Below are 21,764 nucleotides of genomic sequence, written 5' to 3' on the forward strand. Positions count from 1 at the left end.
TCGTGTACCATGAGAACATAGCGCGACGTTGGTTCACTGATATGAACAGGTTCTAATTCTTTTTCCAGAAATCCGAACTAAACAATAATAATACGGTGAACAATTCGAGTCGTCCAAGTAACATAAAGAATGACATTAACCATTTTCCCATGTCGGGCAGTTCATTCCACGAATAAGCAGGGCCACACAGACCGAGGCCCGGCCCCATGTTTCCCAGACTCGATATAGTACATCCCAATGACTCTAATAAACCTACTCCCATGCCCATCATTGCCAGAGTACCGACAACAATCAGCACTGCATACAAGAAAGAAAATGCCAGTACCGTGGAGCGTATGGAAGGTGATATTACCTGTTTGTTTACACGCACCGGAAGCACTGCATTGGGATGTGTAATATGTTTGAATTCATTTCTGGATATCTTTGCCAATATCAATAAACGGATACATTTCATTCCTCCTGTAGTACTTCCTGCGCAAGCTCCTATAATCATAATAACGGTTAGTGTGCCCCACAGCACAGAAGGCCATGTCATATAGTCTGCTGTTGCAAAGCCGGTAGAAGTGTGCAGGGAGGCTACCTGAAAAAGCGACTTACGAAAAGCCTCTTCAACTCCCATTGAACTATTGTAGTAAAGTACTATTGCGATGAAAGCGGTAAAACCTATGACCGACCAGAGATACCATTTTAATTCGGCATCATGAATAAACTTCCTGAATTTACCGTTGACAAACAATAATAATAAGGTGAAGTTTATACCCGATACAAACATGAATATAGAGATTACATATTCTATATAAGGAGAATGATAAAATTCAATGCTGGCCTGTTTAGTAGAGAAACCGCCTGTTCCCGTAGTAGCAAATGCATGGCAAATACTGTCGAACACATCCATACCTCCCAGCATCAGCAAAATGATAAGTGCCCCTGTCAGTCCGGCATAAATACTCCAGATCCATTTGGCTGTGATACCAATACGCGGATGTACCTTATCGTGTGTGGGGCCACTGGCTTCGGCTGCAAATACCTGAATACCGCCTACTCCGAAAATGGGAAGTACGGCGATTGTAAAAAATACGATTCCCAATCCTCCGATCCACTGCGTCATGCTGCGCCAGAAAAGAAGTCCGTGTGGCAGGCGCTCGATGTCATTCAGTATGGTTGCTCCTGTGCTGCTGAAACCGGACATCGTTTCAAAGAAAGCATTTGTAACAGAGGGTATATAGCTACTCAGATAAAATGGCAACATGCCGAAAAGTGAAAAAGCTACCCAGGCTACACTGACAATGACATATCCGTCACGACGTCCCAGACGTTTTTCTGCTCCCCGTCCGATAAGAAGCAACAGAAATCCTACACATGCCGTAATACCTGCCGATTGCAGGAAGCTTGGCAGATCGTCTTCCCGATAGAGCAATGACACTCCTCCGCAGCACAACAACATAGCAGTCTCTATTAATAACAGAAACCCTATGATGCGATATATCATTTTTGAATTAATCATTTCTTTAGTTGACAGTTGACAATTGACAGTTGACAATTAATAGTTGACTGCGTTATCATCCTGCATAGTAACTGTCAATTGTCAATTGTCAACTGTCCATTAATTAAAGTATTTCTCGATTTTCTTTATCATCATACTCAAGCAGAACACCACTACGTGATCTCCTGCATTTACTTGTGTGTCACCGGTCACTAATATACCTTCCCCGTTACGGATCATACCTCCAATGGTGGTTCCTTTGGGCAATCCTAAATCTTTGATGAGATGTTTGGTTATTTTAGAACCAGCTTTAACTGTAAATTCAGCTACATCTGCGTTGGCAAATGTAAGGCATTTTACATTACTGACATCTGCGTCCAGCATCATTTGATAGATATGGCTGGCGGCAATCATCTTTTTATTGATGACTGTACCGATATCCAGGCTCTCTGCCATACCGATATAGTCGATGTTCTCTACCTCTGCTACTGTTTTGTCAACACCCATACGTTTAGCTGCCAGACAAGCCAGAATATTCGTTTCCGAATTTCCGGTCAGTGCTACGAAAGCCTCTGTGTTTTTTAATCCTTCTTCGATAAGCAGATCCATGTCGCGTCCGTCTCCGTTGATAATCATGGTACGGTCGTCCAGCAATTCTGTGAGTCGGTTACAACGACTGATATCATTATCTACGATTTTCACTTGCATGTAATCCGGCACATATTGGGCTGTACGTACGGCAATACGGCTTCCACCCATAATCATTACATTACGCACATCGGCGTAATCTTCCTTACCCGCTATCTTACGTATGTAGGGAATGTATTTACGGGTAGTAGTGAAATAGACGATGTCATTCAGTTTAATAACATCATCTCCCCGGGGGATGATTGTATCCGTACCTCGTTTGATGGCAACCACGTGATAAGGAATTGTGGGGCCACCCAACTGATGAAGCGGTATATTCAGAATTTCGGCCTTTTCACGCATCTTGGCACCGATCAAGATGAGCGCTCCGCCACAGAACTCCCACCACTGGCGCACCCAGCTCATTCTCATAGATGATACTATTTCTTTGGCTGCCAGCATTTCGGGGTAAATCAATGAGTCTACGCCCAGTTTCTTGAAAAACTCTTTGTTTTTGGGCAACAAGTATTCGTAGTTATCAATGCGGGCTACTGTTTTCAGCGCTCCCAGGTTATGAGCCAGCATACAGGCTGTCATGTTCCGGCTCTCGTCCGGGGTGACAGCTACAAACAGATCGGCTTCCTTTACTCCTACCTCTTTCAGTCCCGAGATGGAAGAAGGGGAGGCGGTGACAGTCATGAGGTCAAAGTTATTACTCAACGCGCTGAGTTTCTCTTCGTCGTCGTCCATCAATATGATATCCTGCTTCTCGCGGGATAATAATTTGGCGAGGTGTGTGCCTACATTACCGGCACCGGCTATGATTATTTTCATTTCTACTTATTGCTGTTTTTTTTGTTCTAAGTATTAAACAAGTCTTGAAACTCAGATTAACTCAGATTAACGCAAAGAATATCTTTTCTCAAATATAGCGTAGCCTTACCGTCTGCGAAAATTTGCGTTAATCTGCGTTTTAATTTATTTCCAGCACTTACTTTATATTCCATCATGGCACGTACCTTTTTCTCTTCAAACAGCTTGATAGCTTCTTTCTTTGTCATCTTTCTCCCACTTTTTCATTTTTTCTACTTCTCCCTTCTCTAACTCCTTCACTATTCCTTCTTCATCCAATCCGCAGAGTGCATACAACTGTGCAACTGTTCCATGTTCTACGAAATGATCTTGTATACCTATGCGTCGTATTTCGGGAGTGTATTCGTGATCTGCCATAAACTCCAACACCGCACTGCCCATACCTCCGGCTCTGATTCCGTCTTCTATGGTCACGATGTGTCTGAATTGTTTCCCTATTTCATGAAGTAGCTCTTCATCCAGTGGCTTAAGAAAACGCAGGTCATAGTGAGCGATGCTTCTTCCGGGTTGTTCTTTCTCTACCCGCGCTATGGCTTTGGCGGCTGTGTTGCCTATGGGGCCAATGGTGATGACAGCCAAGTCGTTTCCTTCTTTCAGTTTCCTTCCACGTCCTACAGGAATTTCCTCCAATGGACATTTCCAGTCTACCAATACTCCTCGTCCGCGTGGATATCGTATCACGAATGGGCCTTTATTGGGCAGTTGGGCGGTATACATCAGTCTGCGTAATTCGTGTTCGTTCATGGGCGACGCTACAGTCAGGTTGGGTATCGGACGCATATACGCCAGATCGAACATACCGTGATGCGTTGGGCCGTCTTCGCCTACCAGACCGGCGCGGTCGAGACACAGCACCACCGGCAGTTTCTGAATAGCTACATCATGAATTACATTGTCATAAGCCCGTTGCATAAAAGAGGAGTAGATATTACAGAAAGGCAGCATGCCGTCCTTTGCCATTCCGCCGGAGAAGGTCACGGCATGTCCTTCGGCTATACCGACATCGAATGCACGGTCCGGCATCTGCTCCATCATGTAGTTCATGGAACATCCTGTAGGCATGGCAGGAGTAACTCCTACGATGCGTGGATTTTGCTGTGCTAGCTCAATCAGGGTATGTCCGAAGACATCCTGGAAGAGTGGCGGTAATCCGTTTGTGTCGGCAACCAGGCGTTCTCCTGTTTTCGGATTAAACTTACCGGGTGCATGCCAGATACCCGGATGCTTTTCTGCCGGTTCGAATCCTTTCCCTTTCAGGGTATGCAGGTGGAGTACTTTAGGTCCTTGCATATCTTTGATATCCCGTAGGATGCGGGCAATATTTTTCACATCATGTCCGTCCACCGGACCGAAATAACGGATATTCATCCCTTCAAAAATATTTTGTTGCTGGGCAACAAGTGATTTTAGGCTATTTCCCAGGCGGATGAGTGCTTTCCGACGATCTTCGTTCAGCAGTCCTATTTTGAAGAGCAGGCGTGAAATTTTAAACCGTAGTTGATTGTAACGGTTAGAGGTGGTCAGATTGAACAGGTATTGTTTCATTCCACCTACGCTACGGTCAATAGCCATGTCGTTATCATTCAGTATGATAAGCAGGTTGTTTGGGGTAGCCGATGCATTGTTGAGCCCTTCAAAAGCCAGTCCGCCACTCATTGAACCATCGCCGATGACAGCTACTACGTGGCGGCCCAGTTCTCCTTTTTTCATGGCTGCTACTGCCATGCCCAACGCTGCCGAAATGGAGTTTGAGGCGTGTCCACAAGTAAACGTATCATATTCGCTCTCTTCGGGCGATGGGAAGGGACGAATGCCTCCCAGTTTCCGGTTGGTGGAGAAGGTGTCGCGGCGTCCGGTGAGAATTTTGTGTCCGTAAGCCTGATGCCCCACATCCCAGACGATGCGGTCATAAGGTGTATTGAATACATAATGCAGAGCCACCGTGAGCTCCACCACTCCCAGGCTGGCGGCAAAATGGCCCGGGTTGCAGGAAACTTCTTTGATAATGTCTTGCCTTAGTTCGTCACATACCTCAGGCAATTGTTCAGGCGTGAGCCGTCGCAAATCTTCGGGAGTATTCAGGGCGTTTAGCAAGTTATATGTGGGTTCATTTTTCATGTTCTGACTGAATTGGTATGCAAAAATACGAAAAGAAAAGGAAAGACGTTCTTTTTTAATTGGAAAAAGCAGAAATGATGTATTTTTGTATAAATTATTGTAAATACGTGCCGGAGATTTCTGCAAATATACTCTTGTAATACAGCTCTTTTACAAATAGAAACAATAAAATGACATGAAAAACGAAACAGGCTTAGCGTGCTCTTTTATACAAGATTCCAAACGGGATTTTTACATACCCCTTCGCTCCGATCAGAACAGAATACTTTGGTATGATACCAGTCATGTTATTGAAAGAGGTATAAAAGAATATGAGTTGAATTATTTATTGACCTCTATCTGGTAGGGGCGGGGACTTTACTTTTCGGCAATCCTTTTTCTATGCTATTTGTGGTTCTTTGGCAATTTAGTTGAAAGATTTATTTTTGTATGGTTCTGAATGTTGGAAAAATACAGTGCATGCCTATTTACAATTTGACAAAGTGATATTTCTGATTCTCTGTAATCCTCTAATTAAGGGACGGTTTCTCACAAGTGATAAAAATCTTCGTCATTTCCGGCTTTGATTATTCCCATTGTACGGTTTACGGAGGATTACATGATGAAAATATCTTATTTCTTGGGATATTCATTACATAATATAGCTTTATGAATTTTTTGATTATACTTTTAATAGTTTAGATTGGAGCGAATTTACTCGTCAGTTAGCGTCGGAAAACGTTATTTAAGACGGTTTTATTTTTTTCTCGTAGAGTCTCGGGGCGTTTCTCTACGAGGTTCGGATTGTTCCTCGTAGAGAAACCGAACTTATCATACCGGGAAAATCAGGATAACATGCCGATTAAATGTGCATAACTATCCAAAAGAGAAAGATTATACAACGGAACACGCATAATAATTAATATTGTTATGCAGTTTATTCTCCAGTTATAGCAATAATTAGAATAAAGATGTCATGAAAATCAGTTATATAAGAATAAAAAGACAGTATAACTGCATTTTTTTGAAACATTTATTAATTCCATCCTGACATTACATTTAGGGTTAACAAGGTCGGCTCATCAGTCCATTAAGGTTCTGTTTTTAATTAAATTGACGAAGAATCCTATTTCTTATTCATTTCGAATACTATATCTTCCACTGAGATACCCTCGCAAGGTTCTCCATTGAGTTTAGCTTTTTCAACTATCAATTTGAATTTCAGTGTCTTGCCCTGATAGGTGAATACTCCTTTGTCCGTAGCAGAAATCGTTGCTTCTATTTCCATAACATCCGGTTGGCCTTCTTCTTCAGAAGGAATTTCGATTGTAAATATCAGAGGTTTAGGATCTAAAGTCTGCAATATTTGCGTGTAACCTTCATTGAATGCCGGTTTGTAACCTACTTTATAGCTGATATCACCTGCGAGTTCAATGATATCGGGTGCTTTCTCTTCTCCCACAATGCTGGTTATCAAGACATCAGTCGGGAATTTTCCGAAGTAGATTGTATCTTCTTTGAGCGTGGCCTCCACTTCTATTTGGGGAATTGGGGTTGGCGAAGTGCTCGATTCAATGAATGTAATGCTTGCTTTACCCACATAGTTACCTTCTACATCCTTTACGGATATCACCTCGGGCGTATCTCCGTCGTTACTGCAGGCAGTAAATGTCGTTATACCGAATGTCAATGTCAGAGCGGCAATAACAGTTTTGCTATAATTGGTTACTCTCAGGAGATGGTTTACTCTTATGCTTTTCGAGTTATTTACGATTTTCATTTGGATAAAAAATTAGATTATTATTTCAATAAATTAAGGTGTACGTACGATTATATAAATGTTGGTTTTGAAGAAATACTGCACCTTATCGGCTAAAAAACTTATTTGCCTCTTCTCTGTTTCGGAGTTTTTCTATATTTTCGCCGTATTAATAATGTGCCAATTATCATTTGGTGTGGTTTCGTAAAATACAGCGCAGCCAATTGGCACATTAGCATATTATTCAATTGGCATATTATTATGAACTTTACCACCCTCGTTGAATTACCCAAAGGATTGCCACCTATCACTCATGCCCGGCAATTATTACTGTTAGGGTCCTGTTTTGCAGAGAATATCGGCAATTTGCTGAAAGATAATTTCTTTCGTTGTGATATCAACCCTTTTGGGATACTATATAACCCATTATCTGTCTCGGAGGCATTAAGACAAATACTTTCGGGAAAAACATATGCGACTTCCGATTTATTTTTCTTTCGCGACTGCTGGCATAGTGCGATGCATCACGGAGCATTTTCGGCGGCATCGCCGAATGATGTATTACAGAATATCAATACGCGCTTGCAACAGGCTCATGCCCGAATAAAGAATGTCGATTGGCTGCTGCTCACCTGGGGAACAGCCTGGGTGTATGAACAGGGAGAAGATAAGCGCATTGTATCAAACTGCCATAAACAGCCGGAAAAGTTATTTGTACGCCGAAAGCTTACAGTTGAAGAGATCGTGAATGAATATACATGCTTGCTTCGTGAACTTCGGGAACAGAATCCCGGCTTGAAGGTACTTCTTACTGTTAGTCCCATCCGGCATATACGGGATGGTATGCATGCCAATCAGATTAGTAAAGCCACCCTGTTGCTGGCTACCGAACAACTACAAACTCTTTTCCCTGAGTTCGTTTTCTATTTTCCTTCTTATGAGATTGTACTTGACGAGCTTCGCGACTATCGCTTTTATGCCGATGACATGTTGCATCCGTCTCCCGTGGCTATCCGTTATTTGTGGGAGCGTTTTTCCGAAGCTTTCTTCTCTGACGAAACAAAAAAGATTATGGAAGAATGTGAAAGTATCCGCAAAGCGCAGGCACACCGCCCCCTTCATCCGGGCTCAGAGGAACATAAAAGATTTTTAGGACAAATTGTGTTAAAAATAGAACGACTTAACCGAAAATACCCGTACTTAGAGTTTGAATAATGTAGGAATAATGTGCTAATATGACAATGTGCCAATATGCCAATGTACCATTCGGCATGTCTTCGGAAAATATAGCGCAGCCAATTGGCCATTGTCATATTAGCACATTATTAAATTGAATAATTATTATGTTGTATACGATTGAAACTATAACCGAATGTATAGGTGCCCGCAGGGTGGGTACTCTTGAAGCAACTATTGACTGGCTGTTGACTGACAGTCGCTCTCTCAGCTTCCCCGAAGAAACTCTTTTTTTTGCCCTGACTACCAAACGAAATAAAGGAGCACGCTATATTCCTGATCTTTATGAACGTGGTGTACGAAATTTTGTTGTTACTCAGGAAGAGTTTAATGAATTGACAGTTGACAATGGACAATTGACAATTGCTATGCAGCATGCGGGCAACGCAGCAACTGTCAATTGTCAACTGTCAACTGTCAATTTTCTAATCGTCAGTAATCCTCTGAAGGCTCTTCAGAAGCTGGCGGAACTACATCGTGAACGGTTTCAGATACCGGTTATCGGTATTACCGGAAGTAATGGAAAAACGATTGTAAAGGAGTGGTTGCATCAATTGTTGAGTCCGGATCGGGTGATTGTACGTTCGCCTCGTAGTTATAATTCTCAGATTGGCGTTCCTCTCTCCGTATGGCAGATGAATGAAGAAGCTGAATTGGCAATTTTTGAGGCTGGTATCTCTGAGATGGGAGAGATGCGTGCTTTACAGAATATGATAAAGCCAACTATTGGCATCCTGACCAATATTGGCGGGGCACATCAGGAGAACTTCTTTTCTTTGCAGGAGAAGTGTATGGAAAAACTGAGCCTTTTTAAAAATTGTGATGTCGTAATTTACAATGCCGACAATGAGCTGATAAGCAATTGTGTGAGCAAGTCAATGCTCACTGCCCGTGAGATAGCATGGAGCTGCCGGGATGCAGAACGTCCTTTGTATATAAGCAGGATACTGAAAAAGGAAGATCATACAGTTATTTCTTATCGTTATCTGGAGATGGATAATACTTTCTGTATCCCCTTTATAGATGATGCTTCTATTGAAAACTCACTGAATTGCCTTGCTGCCTGCCTTTATCTGATGATGCCTGCCGATCAGATCACAGAACGAATGGTGCGGCTCGAACCTGTGGCTATGCGTCTTGAAGTGAAAGAGGGGAAACATGGATGTGTACTTATCAATGATAGTTATAATTCTGATCTGGCATCACTTGATATTGCTCTTGACTTCTTAGTAAGGCGTTCTGAAGTAAAAGGAAAAGGGATGAAACGTACGCTCATCTTGTCGGATATATTAGAGACCGGACAAAGTACCACTACTCTCTATCGCAAAGTAGCTCAATTGGTACAAAGCCGTGGCATTGACAAAATAATAGGCGTGGGACCGGAGATATTTTCCAGTGCTGCCCGTTTTGAGATAGAGAAGTATTTCTTCCATACTACGGAAGAGTTGATGGAGTCGGATGTGTTTCAGAATCTGCATGATGAGGTGATACTGATTAAAGGTTCACGTACATTCAATTTTGATCTTGTTTCTGACAGGTTGGAGCTGAAAGTACACGAAACAATACTGGAGGTAAATTTAGGAGCCATGGTAGCCAATCTGAACCATTATCGCTCTATGCTTCAGCCTGCAACGAAAATGGTATGTATGGTTAAGGCTTCGGCCTATGGAGCCGGTTCTTATGAGATAGCCAAAACATTGCAGGAACACCAGGTGGATTACTTGGCCGTGGCCGTGGCCGATGAAGGAGCGGAACTGCGTAAAGCGGGTATTACTTCTTCTATTATGATTATGGATCCGGAATTGACTGCATTCAAGACAATGTTTGATTACAAGCTCGAGCCCGAAGTTTATAACTTCCACTTGCTCGATGCGCTGGTAAAAGCGGCGGAGAAAGAAGGCATTACAAACTTCCCGGTACATATCAAACTTGATACGGGCATGCATCGTTTGGGTTTCTCCGAAGAAGAAGTGCCTGTGCTGATACGTCGGTTGAAGAATCAGAATGCGCTGATTCCGCGTTCGGTATTCTCCCATTTTGTAGGGAGTGATTCTCCTCAGTTCGATGTTTTTACACGTGGGCAGATTGAGATATTCGAACGGGCTTCCAAAGAGCTGCAGGCTGCTTTTCCGCATAAAATCCTGAGACATATCTGCAATACGGCAGGAATAGAACGTTTTCCTGATGCACAATTTGATATGGTTCGGTTGGGTATAGGACTTTATGGAGTCAGCCCGATTGATAACTCTATTATAAATAATGTCAGTACGCTTAAAACTACTATTCTGCAGATACGGGATGTGCCTGCAGAAGATACGGTGGGATATAGCCGGAAAGGACATCTGACCCGGGCTTCGCGTATTGCTGCTATTCCAATCGGTTATGCAGACGGGTTGAACCGTCATTTAGGGTGTGGACATGCTTATTGTATGGTGAATGGGAAGAAAGCTCCTTATGTAGGTAATATTTGCATGGATGTCTGTATGATTGATGTAACCGGTATCGATTGCCAGGAGGGTGATGCAGCCATTATTTTTGGTGATGAACTGCCTATAACTGTGCTTTCGGATACGTTGGATACTATTCCTTATGAAATCCTCACAAGCATCTCTACGCGGGTGAAGAGGGTGTATTATCAAGAATAAGAGAATGGAGAGGGGAGAAGGAAAGAGGCTGCGCTATTATGCCACATGGCACTTTTCCCCTCTCCACTCTTTTCCCTTCTTCCTTTTCTTTAACTCCATAAAGGAGTTAAAGGTTTTGTCCTCTGTGGTGAAATCACTATATTTGTCCCGAAAAACTTATATATACTATATATCTTATGATAAACTTGTTATTATTAGGCTTCCTGCCCAGTGGTTCCGAATGGATTATTATTGCACTCGTAATTCTGTTACTTTTTGGTGGAAAGAAGATACCTGAGCTGATGCGTGGCCTTGGCAAAGGTGTGAAAAGCTTCAAAGACGGTGTGAATGAAGCGAAAGATGAAATCAATAAAGCGAAGGACGAGATTGACGAACCGGCTAAAACAACGGACAAGGATAAGAAATAACCATGGCTGAAATGACTTTCTGGGACCATCTGGATGAACTGCGCCGGGTGTTGTTTCGTGTCATTGGAGTCTGGTTTGTGTTGGCGGTGGGATATTTCATCGCTATGCCTTATTTGTTTGACAGCGTAGTGCTGGCTCCTTGCCACAATGACTTCGTGTTCTATGATCTGTTGAGGTATATTGGCGAGAAGTTTGACCTGACGGATGACTTTTTTACGCAGGAATTTCAAGTAAAGCTGGTAAATATCAATTTGGCAGCTCCTTTCTTTATACATATGTCTACCGCCTTCTGGATGTCGGTAGTGACTGCTATGCCCTATATCTTCTTTGAAATATGGCGTTTTATCAATCCGGCGCTTTATCCCAAAGAGAGGCGTGGAGTGAGGAAAGCGCTTAGTATAGGTACAGTTATGTTTTTTCTAGGTGTATTGCTGGGATACTTTATGGTTTATCCGCTTACACTTCGTTTTCTTTCTACCTATCAGCTTAGTGCGGAGATCGAAAATGTAATCTCATTAAATTCTTATATAGACAATTTTATGATGCTGGTACTCTGTATGGGACTGGCATTTGAATTGCCTTTGGTCACATGGTTGCTATCACTGTTGGGGCTTGTCAATAAAACATTTCTCCGGAAATATCGTCGGCATGCAATTGTTGTGATTGTAATAGCTGCTGCCATCATTACTCCTACAGGTGATCCGTTTACATTAAGCGTTGTGGCTATTCCTCTCTATCTGCTTTATGAAATGAGTATCTTGATGATTAAGGACAAAAAGAGTGATTAGTGAGCAGTGATTAGTGATTAGTGCCATGCGGATCATAGCGCAGCTTACTAATCACTAATCACTGCTCACTAATCACTAATTACTAATCACTGCTCACTATCTCCCCCATCCTTTTTACTTTTCGGAGTCTGGGATGCTCAAAGTTTTCTACAACTTCGTGCTGCCACATCACCTCAAACGGTATATGCACCGCGTATCCGCCAATGGCTAATACCGGCTGGATATCTGATTTTAGGGAGTTACCTATCATCATGAATTTTTCGGGGGTTACTTGCAGTGTATTTATTAACTTAGTATATTCTTTTTCAGTTTTGTCCGACATGATTTCTACATAATCGAAATAAGAAGCCAGCCCTGAACGTTGCAGTTTCCGTTGCTGGTCGAGCAGGTCTCCTTTGGTAGCTACTATTAACCGGTAGCGATTGCTTTGTTTTAATGTTCGGAGGGTTTCTTCTACTCCTGGCAATAATTCTATCGGCATATTGAGCAGCGACTTGCCCAAAGACAGGATCTCGTTTATTATTTCGGCTGATACTTTGTGATTACTGATACGTAGGGCAGTTTCTATCATCGACAGCGTAAATCCTTTTGCTCCATAGCCATAACTTTCCAGGTTATTCATTTCTGTTTTGAATAGTTCGGCAGAAATTTCTTTTGTGTCTCTGTATATACTTAATAAATTGGCAAATTTCCGTTCAATCTCCTGGAAGAAAGGTTCGTTGCTCCATAGTGTGTCGTCAGCGTCGAATGCTATAATCTCTATATCTTTCATCTTTTTTGTATGTTTATGGCAAAAGTACATAATAATCTTCTAAATTAGCAAGATTGGAAAAGATTCCTTTGATAAGTACGTCTATCTTTGCAGTGTGAAATAATCAAAGAATATGGAGCAAAGAACATCAACAACCGAAGAGTATCACAGATGTGTCAACATTGTGGTGGAGTACATTAACAATCATTTGGGTGAAGAGATTGACCTGGAAAAACTGGCCGAAATTTCCCATTTCTCACCCTATCATTTCCACCGTATTATGAAAGCGTTTTTGCATGAACCGTTAGGAGCATTTATTGTACGCACAAGGATCGAGACTGCAGCCCGGTTACTACGTTACAGTACAATGTCTGTGAGTGATATTGCTTATCAGATAGGTTATGGTTCTCCTTCTTCGTTGTCGAAAATCTTTAAGCAGTTCTATGGTATTTCACCCAATGAGTATAGAAACAATAAAGACCACGTTATTATGAAACCATTAGAAATAAACCTGGCACTGGATGTGACAATGGAGGTACGCGAACAGCAACCGAAACAGGTAATTTATGTCCGATTGACAGGAGCGTATATGGCTTTGGCATATTGCGAAGCATGGAAGAAACTATATGCTTATGTGAGTGAAGAGAAAATAGATACCCGCTATATGGAATATATTTGTATCTACCATGATGATCCGAAGGTGACCGAGCCGAAGAATCTACGGACGGATGTCTGTTTTACTGTACCCTCACCTGTGCAGCCCAAAGGAGAGATCGGTGTGAAAGAGATTTCGGGAGGGAAGTACCTGGTATTTCGCTACAAAGGGCCTTATGCTAATTTGGGTGCTGTGTATGACACCATTTATGGGCATTGGATACCACAGGGTGGCTATACAGTCAGCAATTCACGTGGGTATGAATCCTATCTGAATAGTCCGGAATCGACTCCTCCGGAAGAGTTATTGACGGAAATATGTATACCGGTAGAATAGCCTATCCGAATGGATGATAAATGCCATCTGGCATACTTCTCTCTGCAGGAAGCATAAAAAGCCTCTTCTCTCGAAGGGGCTTTTCTTGTTTACTTGCCTAGATTGAAGCGAATTCAATATAGATTGAATTCTTGGTGGCAGTAAACGTTAAAGCGAAAAAAAGGGAAGTCTCACGACTTCCGCAATTCTTCTAACCTTAAATCTAAATCTCTATGAAAAAAACGTAGCGCAAATATAGCGGTTTGTTCGCTATTTAGGTGTTAATAAACCGCATAAAGAAAAAATAAAGGCTAATGATTGCAAACGTTATTTAAAACAAACTTGTTCATTTGCCAGTTTTATTAAGCTTAGGTAGATCGGGTTTAGTTTCAGTAGATTAGGAACTCCGGTGATAAACATTTGTTTTCGGGCACGGGTCATGGCTACGTTCAGTTTACGGTCTATTAATATTCCATTATCTTCTGTCAGATTTGAGAGGAATCTGAGCTGATAAGGGTAGTTAACGCAGAATGAATAAATAATAATATCCCGTTCACTTCCCTGAAACCGTTCTACGGTATCAATCAATATTTCATTGAGCGCAGGGATGTTCAGCCGGGCTATTTCTTGTTTGATAAGCGCTATCTGACTACGATAGGGGGTGATAATCCCCAAAGTACGTGTCGTATTAAAGTTTTCTGTTCCTTCTCTTTGATAGATTGTCAGAGCCAAACGGGCTGCAATACGTGCCTCGGAATGATTTATTTTGGCTGAAGCACCAGCAGGCTCCGGCTCAGAGGGATAAAAAGCAAGGCGGGTAATGGCTGGTGAATTTTCCTGTTGGTGAGGGAGTCCTACAGGGAGCAGACGTCCTTCGTAGAAAGTACGATTGGCAAAGAGAGCTACTTCCGGGTGCATACGTCCTTGCCGGCAGAGCATGTCGAAGGAGAATTGACAATTGACAGTGGACTGTTGACAGTTAGGCAGTTGACAGTTGACAATTGACAGTGGACAGTTGCTGCGCTGTTTGCATGCTGCATCGCAATTGACCACTGTCCACTGTCCACTGTCCATTGTCCATTGTCTAACGGTTCGGTAAAGACGCTCAAAGAGAGAATCTTTGAGATTTGTCAACCCGATGGCACGTAACTGTTCGTTATGTACTTCTGACTGCTCTTCTCGTTGAAGAACTACGGCCGGCAGCTGCTTATGGTCTCCGATAAGGATGAATTTGCCAATGGCATCGTTGCCTGTTGTGCTACGTGCACAGAGGATGCCTAATAACTGTGGTTCAAGTATTTGAGTGGCTTCGTCAATAATGGCTACATCAAAAGTTTTTAGTCTGAACAATTCCGGTTTGCCGGAGATAGAGGCTACTGTACCTACGAATATCCGGCAACGGGTGATTCTCTCCACCACTTCAGAGCGGCGGCTGCAGAGGGCAAGTTCATTTTCTATCAGGTGGTTGCGATAGGCTTCGTCACAGGAGAGTTCACTACCAACACGGATAAAATCTACCTCAGGCTTTATAGAAGAGAGGGATTTACAGATTTCGTCTACGGCACGATTGGTATATGACAGGAGGAGAATTTGCGTATTTTCTTCCTGATAGAAAGTCTCCACCATTTTTTTTAGGGCACAAGAGGTTTTTCCCGTACCCGGAGGTCCTATCAGCAGAAAGTAATCCTGTGCTGCCTGTGCTTTAAGGGCAACACGGCTGAAGTCATCCGGTGCAGCAGAAATACGGGTGGAAAAAGTTTCATCGAAAGCGGGAAGGCGCTGGGCAAGCAGTAAATCTCTGCGCTTTTGGGTGGCCGATGCAAAAGCAGACAATCCCTGATACATGCTCCGGAAAGTAGTATCCATTGTGTCATGCTCAATGGCATACAGACTTTCATGAGGAAGAACGGAAGTGTTTTGCTGAGTAGCTCTCAGCCGGATGTGTATTTCATTTTCGGTGAGAGATTCTATGTTGGCTTTGAATACCATTTTGTTGGTGACGTTGTCTGTATCCGTGTTGCGTTCATATAAAACGATGGCATCACCCTGGCGGAAATTAGGTAAGGCTTCTTCCCGAATGTCTCCTCTGGATAGGATAATACTCGCTTTGTGCTCATCGGCGGCATGGTTTTCTTTAATACGAAGGTCATATAGAATTTCTCCGGCCTCACATTTTTCTGCTAGTGTTGAAAGCCATAAAGCAGCAGCTCCTGTGCGGCCTTCATAATCTACATCACCCGATTTGGAGGTATATAGTTCTTTGGTGATGAAGTTGTAGATTGTGTAAAAATAGGCCTGTTCCAAAGAGGAGAGTGTAGCGAGGCGCTGGGCAAATATGTCAATGGAAGGACGAAGGAATTGTTCCCAGAAACGTCCCTGAAGTCCTCGTTCATTTAGTGTTTTGGCATTGATTGACTGTAACTTTTCGGCTGTATATTCCGGACTGTTGCGTAGCTGGATACCATATTCGTCGGCTACAATGCGATTGCGCAAATCGATAACCCGGCGTACCATTGCCCATGACGGGCGGGCAGGATAAAGTAGCGGATAACGCGTATATAGCAGATAAGCTCTTACCCGGTGGTGATCCATTTTCATCGAATATTGGAGTACTGCCTGGTAGAGAAGCATCTGTACCTTATTATTTTCTTTGGGCTCTACCTTGTTACGGATACTGTATTCGTCACCTTTTCCGGATTTCATTTCGATGAATGATGACATATCCCGCTGCATGTAGTCCAGACGTCCCTGTAACCCCAATGCTTCGCAAATATAAGAAGGTTCCAGTACGGCATCTGTCTTATCCATTTCATAACCGGGGGCATGGAAAGTATCGGTTACTATCTCCCGGATATGTTCAAAATGTTTTTTGCAATCGTCAAAGAACTGCCGCTCTTTTTCCTTATCCTGTAAATCGGCACAAGCTGCCAGTTCGATAGGGTAACGGCGGAAAGCTTTCTGCATACACGAAAGATAGTCCACTTCTCCATCCGCATGGATCCATTCGTCCAGAAAGAGGTTGGCAATATTTCCCAGGAGTAGAGGACGTGCATTCTCTATAGGCTGCAAACGGGCCAGCAGATAGTTGGCAGGATGGTGCCCGTAGTCGCGAAAGCATTCTGCCAACGAGCTGATATCTATCAGATAATCCGGTTCAAGAACGATGAAAGAGGGAGTGAGTATTCCTTCCTTGTCGATGGCTACATCGAGCAGATTGATTTGTGCATGTCGCCAGAGAAGTTTACAGGTCTCTGCAAACTCTTCATTTATTTGTGGAATATTGTAGTGCACTCGCAGTGGCTCGTCCGCAATACTATCCAGCGGATTGACATACAAAAAGAATTCATCCGAATATTGAAAACAAACCCGCATTCTTTCTACTCGTTTGTGAGCCGGTGGAGCAACGATATAAGTAGCATCTGCTTTAGGGAGTAGCCGGTACAATGTTTCGGGGATATCAGTTCCGGAGAGTTTCTTCAAGAAAAAGGCAAGAGTTTTTACATCACGTAGTAGTTTCTCTCGTTTGGGTTCTTCTCTTCGGTTTAATACGGCATTTGAGGTGAGACGGAAGGTATGCAGACGGTTCTGTTCTACAACGGATAATTCGGTACGTGCTGCTACGAAACTAATCCGTGCAGATAGATCGGTCATTTGCAGACTTTCGTTTGGCATCTGGCTGCGACAAAGACGCTCGAGCAGGTCGCGCATTTGCTTATAAGCTACGCCAAGTTTGTCGTCCTGAGTACGACAAGCAGTAAGCAGGATGTCGAAAGACTCTGTGATTTCCTCTTTTTCCATGGGGCAAAGATAAGGAAAAAAAAGAGCTGCATCAACCATTCGTTGATACAGCTCTTTGCTATTTATAAATCTTGTGTGTGAAAGATTATTCCAGTACGATAGGTTTGTATTTCGGAACCAGTGCTTTCATTACAATCCAGCCAATGAGGTAAGCTACTGCACAAACGCAGAAGATAATGAAATAACCAGCTGGTTTACCCGAGAATCCCATAAATTCCATAGCCGGACGTACGAACTGTGCACCCTGGGCCAGTAAGTCAGGAGTCATTTCCACTTCATTTCCGTCTACTATTGTTGAACCGGAAGCATATACAAATAAGTTACCTGCTACTTTCTGAAGGATCATAGAACCGAAACCACCGGCCATACCACCGATACCGGTAATACTTGCAATAGCTGTTTTGGGGAACATATCACTTACGGTAGAGAAGATATTTGCCGACCAGGACTGGTGAGCAGCACCACCTATACCGATCATAATAACAGGAAGCCATGGAGAAATAGTACCCAGCGGTTGAGCCAGCAATACCACCAGCGGGAAGAATGCGAAAATCAGCATCGCTTTCATACGGGCTGCATACGGATTCATACCTGTTTTATTAATAAAGATAGTAGGAAGTTTACCTCCATAGATAGATAACATGGTGATTGCATACAGCGTGAAAATCAATCCCATCCCCAGACCGCTTGAAGTCTTAATGCCGAACTGTGTGAACAGATAAGAAGGAGTCCAGAAGAGGAAGAACCACCATACGCCGTCTGTCATAAACTTACCGAAAGCGAATGCCCAAGTCTGTTTGTAGCTGAAACACTGCCAGAATTTCATCTTCTTTTCGTTCTTTTCCTCTACATAAGTGCCACCTACTTCGTGTTTGTCCTGTTCGATGTATTCCAACTCAGCTTTGTTCACGTGTTTGCTCTTTGCGGGAGGAGTATACATGAACACCCAGAAACCCATCCAGATGAAACCGAGGGCACCAATAACAATAAATGCCATTTCCCAACCCCAGAATTTGGCAAGAACAGGAATGGTTAACGGAGCAATCAACGCACCGATAGAAGCACCGGCGTTAAAGATAGAAGTTGCATAAGCGCGGTCCTTCTTAGGGAAGTATTCAGCTGTTACTTTAATAGCTGCCGGGAAGTTACCGGCTTCACCGAGTGCTAATACGCAGCGGGCAGCCAGGAAGCAATACATACTGACAGTAGCAATAGTAACTACAACAGTACCTGTTGCAGCAGCCAGTTCTGCAGCACTGTGAAGACCCACTACATGCTCAGTTACTATACCGCAGACTGCATGAAGACATGCACCTAGTGACCATACACCGATAGCCCAAAGGAAACCTTTCTTTGTTCCCATCCAATCAACGAAACGTCCTGCAAATAACATGCAGATTGCATATACAATGGAAAATACAGAGGTAATAGTACCGTAATGTGATTCGTCCCAGTGGAATTCAGGTTTGATAAATTCATCCCACGTCAGCGATAGCACCTGACGGTCGAGGTAGTTAACTGTTGTCGCGAAAAATAACATAGCGCAGATGGTCCATCTGTAGTTTGTCATTTTACCCATCGCATTTTGAATTGTACTCATGATAAATGATTTAAAATTATTAGTTCTGATTCTGGGGTCAAAAATACACATTATTTGATGTAAATCAACATATTTATTGTCTCTTTTGCTGTAAATTTTGTCTGAATACTACCAAAATTGTCCAAAAACGCTAAAAAACTACGTTATCGCACACGAATTTAATGTTTGCGCGCACGAAAACTTATAAATACACTATTTGAATCGAAATCTACACACCGTATAAAAAAAGACTCGCTATCTTTGTCCCATTCAAGGAATAAATCTAATTACCGATAACCAAAATGAGAATGAAGAAGAATTCGATTTGTAAAATTTTTGTCCTGGGAACTTTGCTCAGTTCTGTTTCTCTGTCTGCTCAGAAAGTAAGTGATAAACTGCCTTGGTCCGTTCGAATGACGGAGTCGGAGATGATTCGTTGTCCCGAATCCTGGCAACTTGATTTTCAGCCTAAACTGAAATGGGACTACTGTCATGGACTGGAGCTTCAGGCAATGCTTGATGTATATGATACATATGGTGATAAAAAAATAGTTGATTATGCACTGGCATATGCTGATACGATGATTCATAATGATGGTAGCATTGTTACTTATAAATTGCAAGAATACAATATTGACCGTCTGAATTCCGGGAAATTCCTTTTCCGTATTTATGAAGAGTCTAAAGATGAGAAGTATAAGAAAGCAATTGATTTGTTGCGTAGTCAGCTTGACACGCATCCACGCAATGAGGATGGTGGTTTCTGGCATAAAAAGATTTATCCCAATCAGATGTGGCTTGATGGTATCTACATGGCTTCTCCTTTTTACGCAGAATATGCTTTTCGCAACAATCAGGTGAAGGATTATGCAGATGTAGTGAATCAGTTTATTACTGTAGCCCGTCACACTTATGATCCGCAGAATGGGTTGTATCGCCATGCTTGTGATGTGAGTCGCAAAGAACGTTGGGCCGATCCCGTAACAGGACAATCTAAACATAGCTGGGGACGTGCTATGGGATGGTATGCGATGGCTTTTGTAGACGCACTCGACTTTATTCCGAAACATGAAGCAGGACGTGATTCAATGCTTGTCATTCTTAATAATATAGCAACTCAGGTGAAACGAATTCAGGATCCGAAAACCGGATTGTGGTATCAGGTGCTCGACAAGAGTGGCGAGAAAGGAAATTATCTTGAATCTTCCTGCTCAACTATGTTTGTATATGCTTTATTTAAAGCGGTACGTATGGGATATATTGATCAGTCTTATTTGGATGTGGCATTGAAGGGGTATAAAGGTATTCTGGATAACTTTATTGAAGTAGACAATGACGGTTTGGTGACTATAACGAAAGCTTGTGCCGTTGCCGGACTGGGTGGAAAGAACTATCGTTCGGGAGATTATGATTATTATATTAATGAGACGATTCGTGATAATGACCCGAAAGCTGTAGGGCCATTCATTATGGCGAGTCTTGAGTATGAACGTTTGCAGAAGAAACAATGAGAAGGTTAGTGAGAATAAGTCTGTTGCTGCTGTTGGCTTGTATCGGAACGGTACAAGCACAGCAGAAACAAGATACGATTGTAGTGGCACGTGATGGTACCGGAGAATATCGTACTATTCAGGAGGCGGTGGAGGCTGTTCGTGCTTTTATGGATTACACCGTTACTATATATATAAAGGATGGGGTTTATAAAGAAAAGCTGGTTATTCCTTCGTGGGTTAAGAATGTACAACTGGTAGGTGAGAGTGCCGAGGGTACTATTATTACGTATGATGATCATGCCAATATTAATAAGATGGGTACTTTTCGTACTTATACTATTAAGGTAGAAGGGAACGATATAACTTTCAAGAACCTGACCATCGAGAATAATGCGGCTCCGCTTGGGCAGGCGGTAGCGCTGCATACAGAAGGTGACAGGTTAATGTTTATCCATTGTCGTTTTCTGGGGAATCAGGATACGATATATACCGGTAGAGAAGGGGCGCGTTTACTGTTTACCAGTTGTTATATAGAAGGGACTACCGATTTTATTTTTGGTCCTGCTACGGCTCTCTTTGAGCGTTGCACTATCCATAGTAAGCGAAATTCTTATATAACAGCAGCTTCTACTCCTGAAAATGTAGCGTTCGGTTATGTATTCAAAAGTTGTAAACTGACCGCTGCTCCCGGAGTAACTAAAGTGTATTTGGGGCGTCCCTGGCGTCCATACGCATCTACTACTTTCCTCAATTGTGAGTTTGGAAGTCATATCCGTCCTGAAGGGTGGGACAATTGGCGCAATGAAGCAAATGAAAAGACAGCCCGTTATGCTGAGTTTGGAAATACCGGTGAGGGCGCTATAACCACCGGGAGAGTGAAGTGGGCAAAACAATTGACCCCTAAAGAAGCTTTGCGTTACACTATTGAGAATATTTTCACCGATAGTAGCAATTGGTATCCGTATAAATAGTTGAAAGAACACAATATTTCCACATAATTAATCAGTTTCTACACAACATAGAACGATATCTCCCATAGATTTGTATCCGATGGTGGTATGAGAATCCATTGTTACCTTTTTGATAACTATAAGAAACATAGAAAACAGATTCTTACTCTTATACCCATACAATTCCGTATTGGTGGAAAATCAAAAAATGGTAATTATAGAATAAAAGAGAAGTCTCCCCTCCGCAGTAAAGTCGTGATGACTTACGGGGATGATGTTCTTTGCAGAAGAGGGTGTACCAGTTTCCC

Annotated in this window: 14 protein-coding genes and 2 pseudogenes; 7 read left to right on the forward strand and 9 right to left on the reverse strand. The window is 42.6% G+C overall.

Translation table 11 applies throughout. The features are described from left to right. Window positions 1-52: 52 nt before the first annotated feature. The 5 genes from HCG69_RS05680 to HCG69_RS05700 all read right to left on the reverse strand — a co-directional run bounded on the left by HCG69_RS05680 (window position 53) and on the right by HCG69_RS05700 (window position 6,860). Window positions 53-1,504, reverse strand: a complete 1,452-nt coding sequence (locus HCG69_RS05680) for a TrkH family potassium uptake protein (RefSeq protein ID WP_221649237.1) — start codon at window positions 1,502-1,504, stop codon at window positions 53-55. Between the two features lie 99 nt (window positions 1,505-1,603). Next, window positions 1,604-2,944, reverse strand: coding sequence for a Trk system potassium transporter TrkA (trkA, locus tag HCG69_RS05685; RefSeq protein ID WP_221649238.1), 1,341 nt, complete (start codon window positions 2,942-2,944; stop codon window positions 1,604-1,606). A 56-nt stretch (window positions 2,945-3,000) separates the two neighbouring features. Then, a complete protein-coding gene (locus HCG69_RS05690; RefSeq protein ID WP_221649239.1) occupies window positions 3,001-3,171 on the reverse strand; it encodes a hypothetical protein in 171 nt (56 codons plus the stop codon). Next, window positions 3,140-5,101, reverse strand: a complete 1,962-nt coding sequence (gene dxs / locus HCG69_RS05695; RefSeq protein WP_221649240.1) for a 1-deoxy-D-xylulose-5-phosphate synthase — start codon at window positions 5,099-5,101, stop codon at window positions 3,140-3,142. Before dxs ends, HCG69_RS05690 begins: the two co-directional genes overlap by 32 nt. 1,105 nt (window positions 5,102-6,206) lie before the next feature. Beyond that, window positions 6,207-6,860 (reverse strand): DUF4840 domain-containing protein, encoded by a 654-nt coding sequence (locus HCG69_RS05700; RefSeq protein WP_221649241.1) that lies wholly within the window; start codon window positions 6,858-6,860, stop codon window positions 6,207-6,209. A gap of 240 nt (window positions 6,861-7,100) precedes the next feature. Here HCG69_RS05700 and HCG69_RS05705 point away from each other — a divergent pair, with 240 nt between their 5' ends. The 4 genes from HCG69_RS05705 (at window position 7,101) to tatC (ending at window position 11,915) form a co-directional block, all read left to right on the forward strand. Further along, entirely contained in the window at window positions 7,101-8,054 is a 954-nt protein-coding gene (locus HCG69_RS05705; protein ID WP_221649242.1) for a GSCFA domain-containing protein, read from the forward strand. A gap of 128 nt (window positions 8,055-8,182) precedes the next feature. Then, on the forward strand, window positions 8,183-10,720 hold the full coding sequence (locus HCG69_RS05710; protein ID WP_221649243.1) for a bifunctional UDP-N-acetylmuramoyl-tripeptide:D-alanyl-D-alanine ligase/alanine racemase: 2,538 nt from the start codon (window positions 8,183-8,185) through the stop codon (window positions 10,718-10,720). A 176-nt stretch (window positions 10,721-10,896) separates the two neighbouring features. Next, window positions 10,897-11,127, forward strand: coding sequence for a twin-arginine translocase TatA/TatE family subunit (locus tag HCG69_RS05715; protein ID WP_002559342.1), 231 nt, complete (start codon window positions 10,897-10,899; stop codon window positions 11,125-11,127). A 2-nt stretch (window positions 11,128-11,129) separates the two neighbouring features. Next, a complete protein-coding gene (gene tatC / locus HCG69_RS05720; RefSeq protein WP_195349371.1) occupies window positions 11,130-11,915 on the forward strand; it encodes a twin-arginine translocase subunit TatC in 786 nt (261 codons plus the stop codon). Window positions 11,916-11,997: 82 nt separating this feature from the next. Here tatC and HCG69_RS05725 read toward each other — a convergent pair whose 3' ends face one another. Then, window positions 11,998-12,687, reverse strand: a complete 690-nt coding sequence (locus HCG69_RS05725) for an HAD family hydrolase (protein WP_221649244.1) — start codon at window positions 12,685-12,687, stop codon at window positions 11,998-12,000. A 112-nt stretch (window positions 12,688-12,799) separates the two neighbouring features. On the opposite strand from HCG69_RS05725, the gene HCG69_RS05730 reads away from it, so the two are divergent. After that, on the forward strand, window positions 12,800-13,657 hold the full coding sequence (locus HCG69_RS05730; protein WP_221649245.1) for a GyrI-like domain-containing protein: 858 nt from the start codon (window positions 12,800-12,802) through the stop codon (window positions 13,655-13,657). Between the two features lie 306 nt (window positions 13,658-13,963). Here HCG69_RS05730 and HCG69_RS20830 read toward each other — a convergent pair. From HCG69_RS20830 to HCG69_RS05740, 3 genes and pseudogenes are all read right to left on the reverse strand, one after another. Then, a pseudogene (locus HCG69_RS20830) lies at window positions 13,964-14,587 on the reverse strand (DEAD/DEAH box helicase); the annotation flags it as partial. Window positions 14,588-14,721: 134 nt separating this feature from the next. Beyond that, window positions 14,722-17,434 (reverse strand): annotated as a pseudogene (locus HCG69_RS05735) (AAA domain-containing protein); the annotation flags it as partial. A gap of 85 nt (window positions 17,435-17,519) precedes the next feature. Next, the gene (locus tag HCG69_RS05740) at window positions 17,520-19,034 is read right to left on the reverse strand and encodes an MFS transporter (protein WP_221649247.1); all 1,515 of its coding nucleotides are present in this window, start codon (window positions 19,032-19,034) and stop codon (window positions 17,520-17,522) included. A 287-nt stretch (window positions 19,035-19,321) separates the two neighbouring features. Between HCG69_RS05740 and HCG69_RS05745 the strand changes: the two genes are divergently transcribed. Both HCG69_RS05745 and HCG69_RS05750 read left to right on the forward strand, forming a co-directional pair. Next, window positions 19,322-20,524 carry a glycoside hydrolase family 105 protein gene (locus HCG69_RS05745; RefSeq protein WP_221649248.1) on the forward strand — a complete coding sequence of 401 codons (1,203 nt, stop codon included), beginning with the start codon at window positions 19,322-19,324 and terminating at the stop codon, window positions 20,522-20,524. Then, window positions 20,521-21,477, forward strand: coding sequence for a pectinesterase family protein (locus HCG69_RS05750; protein ID WP_221649249.1), 957 nt, complete (start codon window positions 20,521-20,523; stop codon window positions 21,475-21,477). The genes HCG69_RS05745 and HCG69_RS05750 overlap by 4 nt, the downstream gene beginning before the upstream one ends. Window positions 21,478-21,764: the final 287 nt, after the last annotated feature.

The organism is Bacteroides sp. K03, assembly GCF_019734355.1.
Taxonomy (GTDB): Bacteria; Bacteroidota; Bacteroidia; order Bacteroidales; family Bacteroidaceae; genus Bacteroides; species Bacteroides nordii.

What these genes read in the sequence shown, in the direction of transcription:
- HCG69_RS05680 (WP_221649237.1), bottom strand. Translation starts at nt 1,504, where the DNA reads ATGATTAATTCAAAAATGATATATCGCATCATAGGGTTTCTGTTATTA.
- trkA (WP_221649238.1), bottom strand. Translation starts at nt 2,944, where the DNA reads ATGAAAATAATCATAGCCGGTGCCGGTAATGTAGGCACACACCTCGCC.
- HCG69_RS05690 (WP_221649239.1), bottom strand. Translation starts at nt 3,171, where the DNA reads ATGACAAAGAAAGAAGCTATCAAGCTGTTTGAAGAGAAAAAGGTACGT.
- dxs (WP_221649240.1), bottom strand. Translation starts at nt 5,101, where the DNA reads ATGAAAAATGAACCCACATATAACTTGCTAAACGCCCTGAATACTCCC.
- HCG69_RS05700 (WP_221649241.1), bottom strand. Translation starts at nt 6,860, where the DNA reads ATGAAAATCGTAAATAACTCGAAAAGCATAAGAGTAAACCATCTCCTG.
- HCG69_RS05705 (WP_221649242.1), top strand. Translation starts at nt 7,101, where the DNA reads ATGAACTTTACCACCCTCGTTGAATTACCCAAAGGATTGCCACCTATC.
- HCG69_RS05710 (WP_221649243.1), top strand. Translation starts at nt 8,183, where the DNA reads ATGTTGTATACGATTGAAACTATAACCGAATGTATAGGTGCCCGCAGG.
- HCG69_RS05715 (WP_002559342.1), top strand. Translation starts at nt 10,897, where the DNA reads ATGATAAACTTGTTATTATTAGGCTTCCTGCCCAGTGGTTCCGAATGG.
- tatC (WP_195349371.1), top strand. Translation starts at nt 11,130, where the DNA reads ATGGCTGAAATGACTTTCTGGGACCATCTGGATGAACTGCGCCGGGTG.
- HCG69_RS05725 (WP_221649244.1), bottom strand. Translation starts at nt 12,687, where the DNA reads ATGAAAGATATAGAGATTATAGCATTCGACGCTGACGACACACTATGG.
- HCG69_RS05730 (WP_221649245.1), top strand. Translation starts at nt 12,800, where the DNA reads ATGGAGCAAAGAACATCAACAACCGAAGAGTATCACAGATGTGTCAAC.
- HCG69_RS05740 (WP_221649247.1), bottom strand. Translation starts at nt 19,034, where the DNA reads ATGAGTACAATTCAAAATGCGATGGGTAAAATGACAAACTACAGATGG.
- HCG69_RS05745 (WP_221649248.1), top strand. Translation starts at nt 19,322, where the DNA reads ATGAAGAAGAATTCGATTTGTAAAATTTTTGTCCTGGGAACTTTGCTC.
- HCG69_RS05750 (WP_221649249.1), top strand. Translation starts at nt 20,521, where the DNA reads ATGAGAAGGTTAGTGAGAATAAGTCTGTTGCTGCTGTTGGCTTGTATC.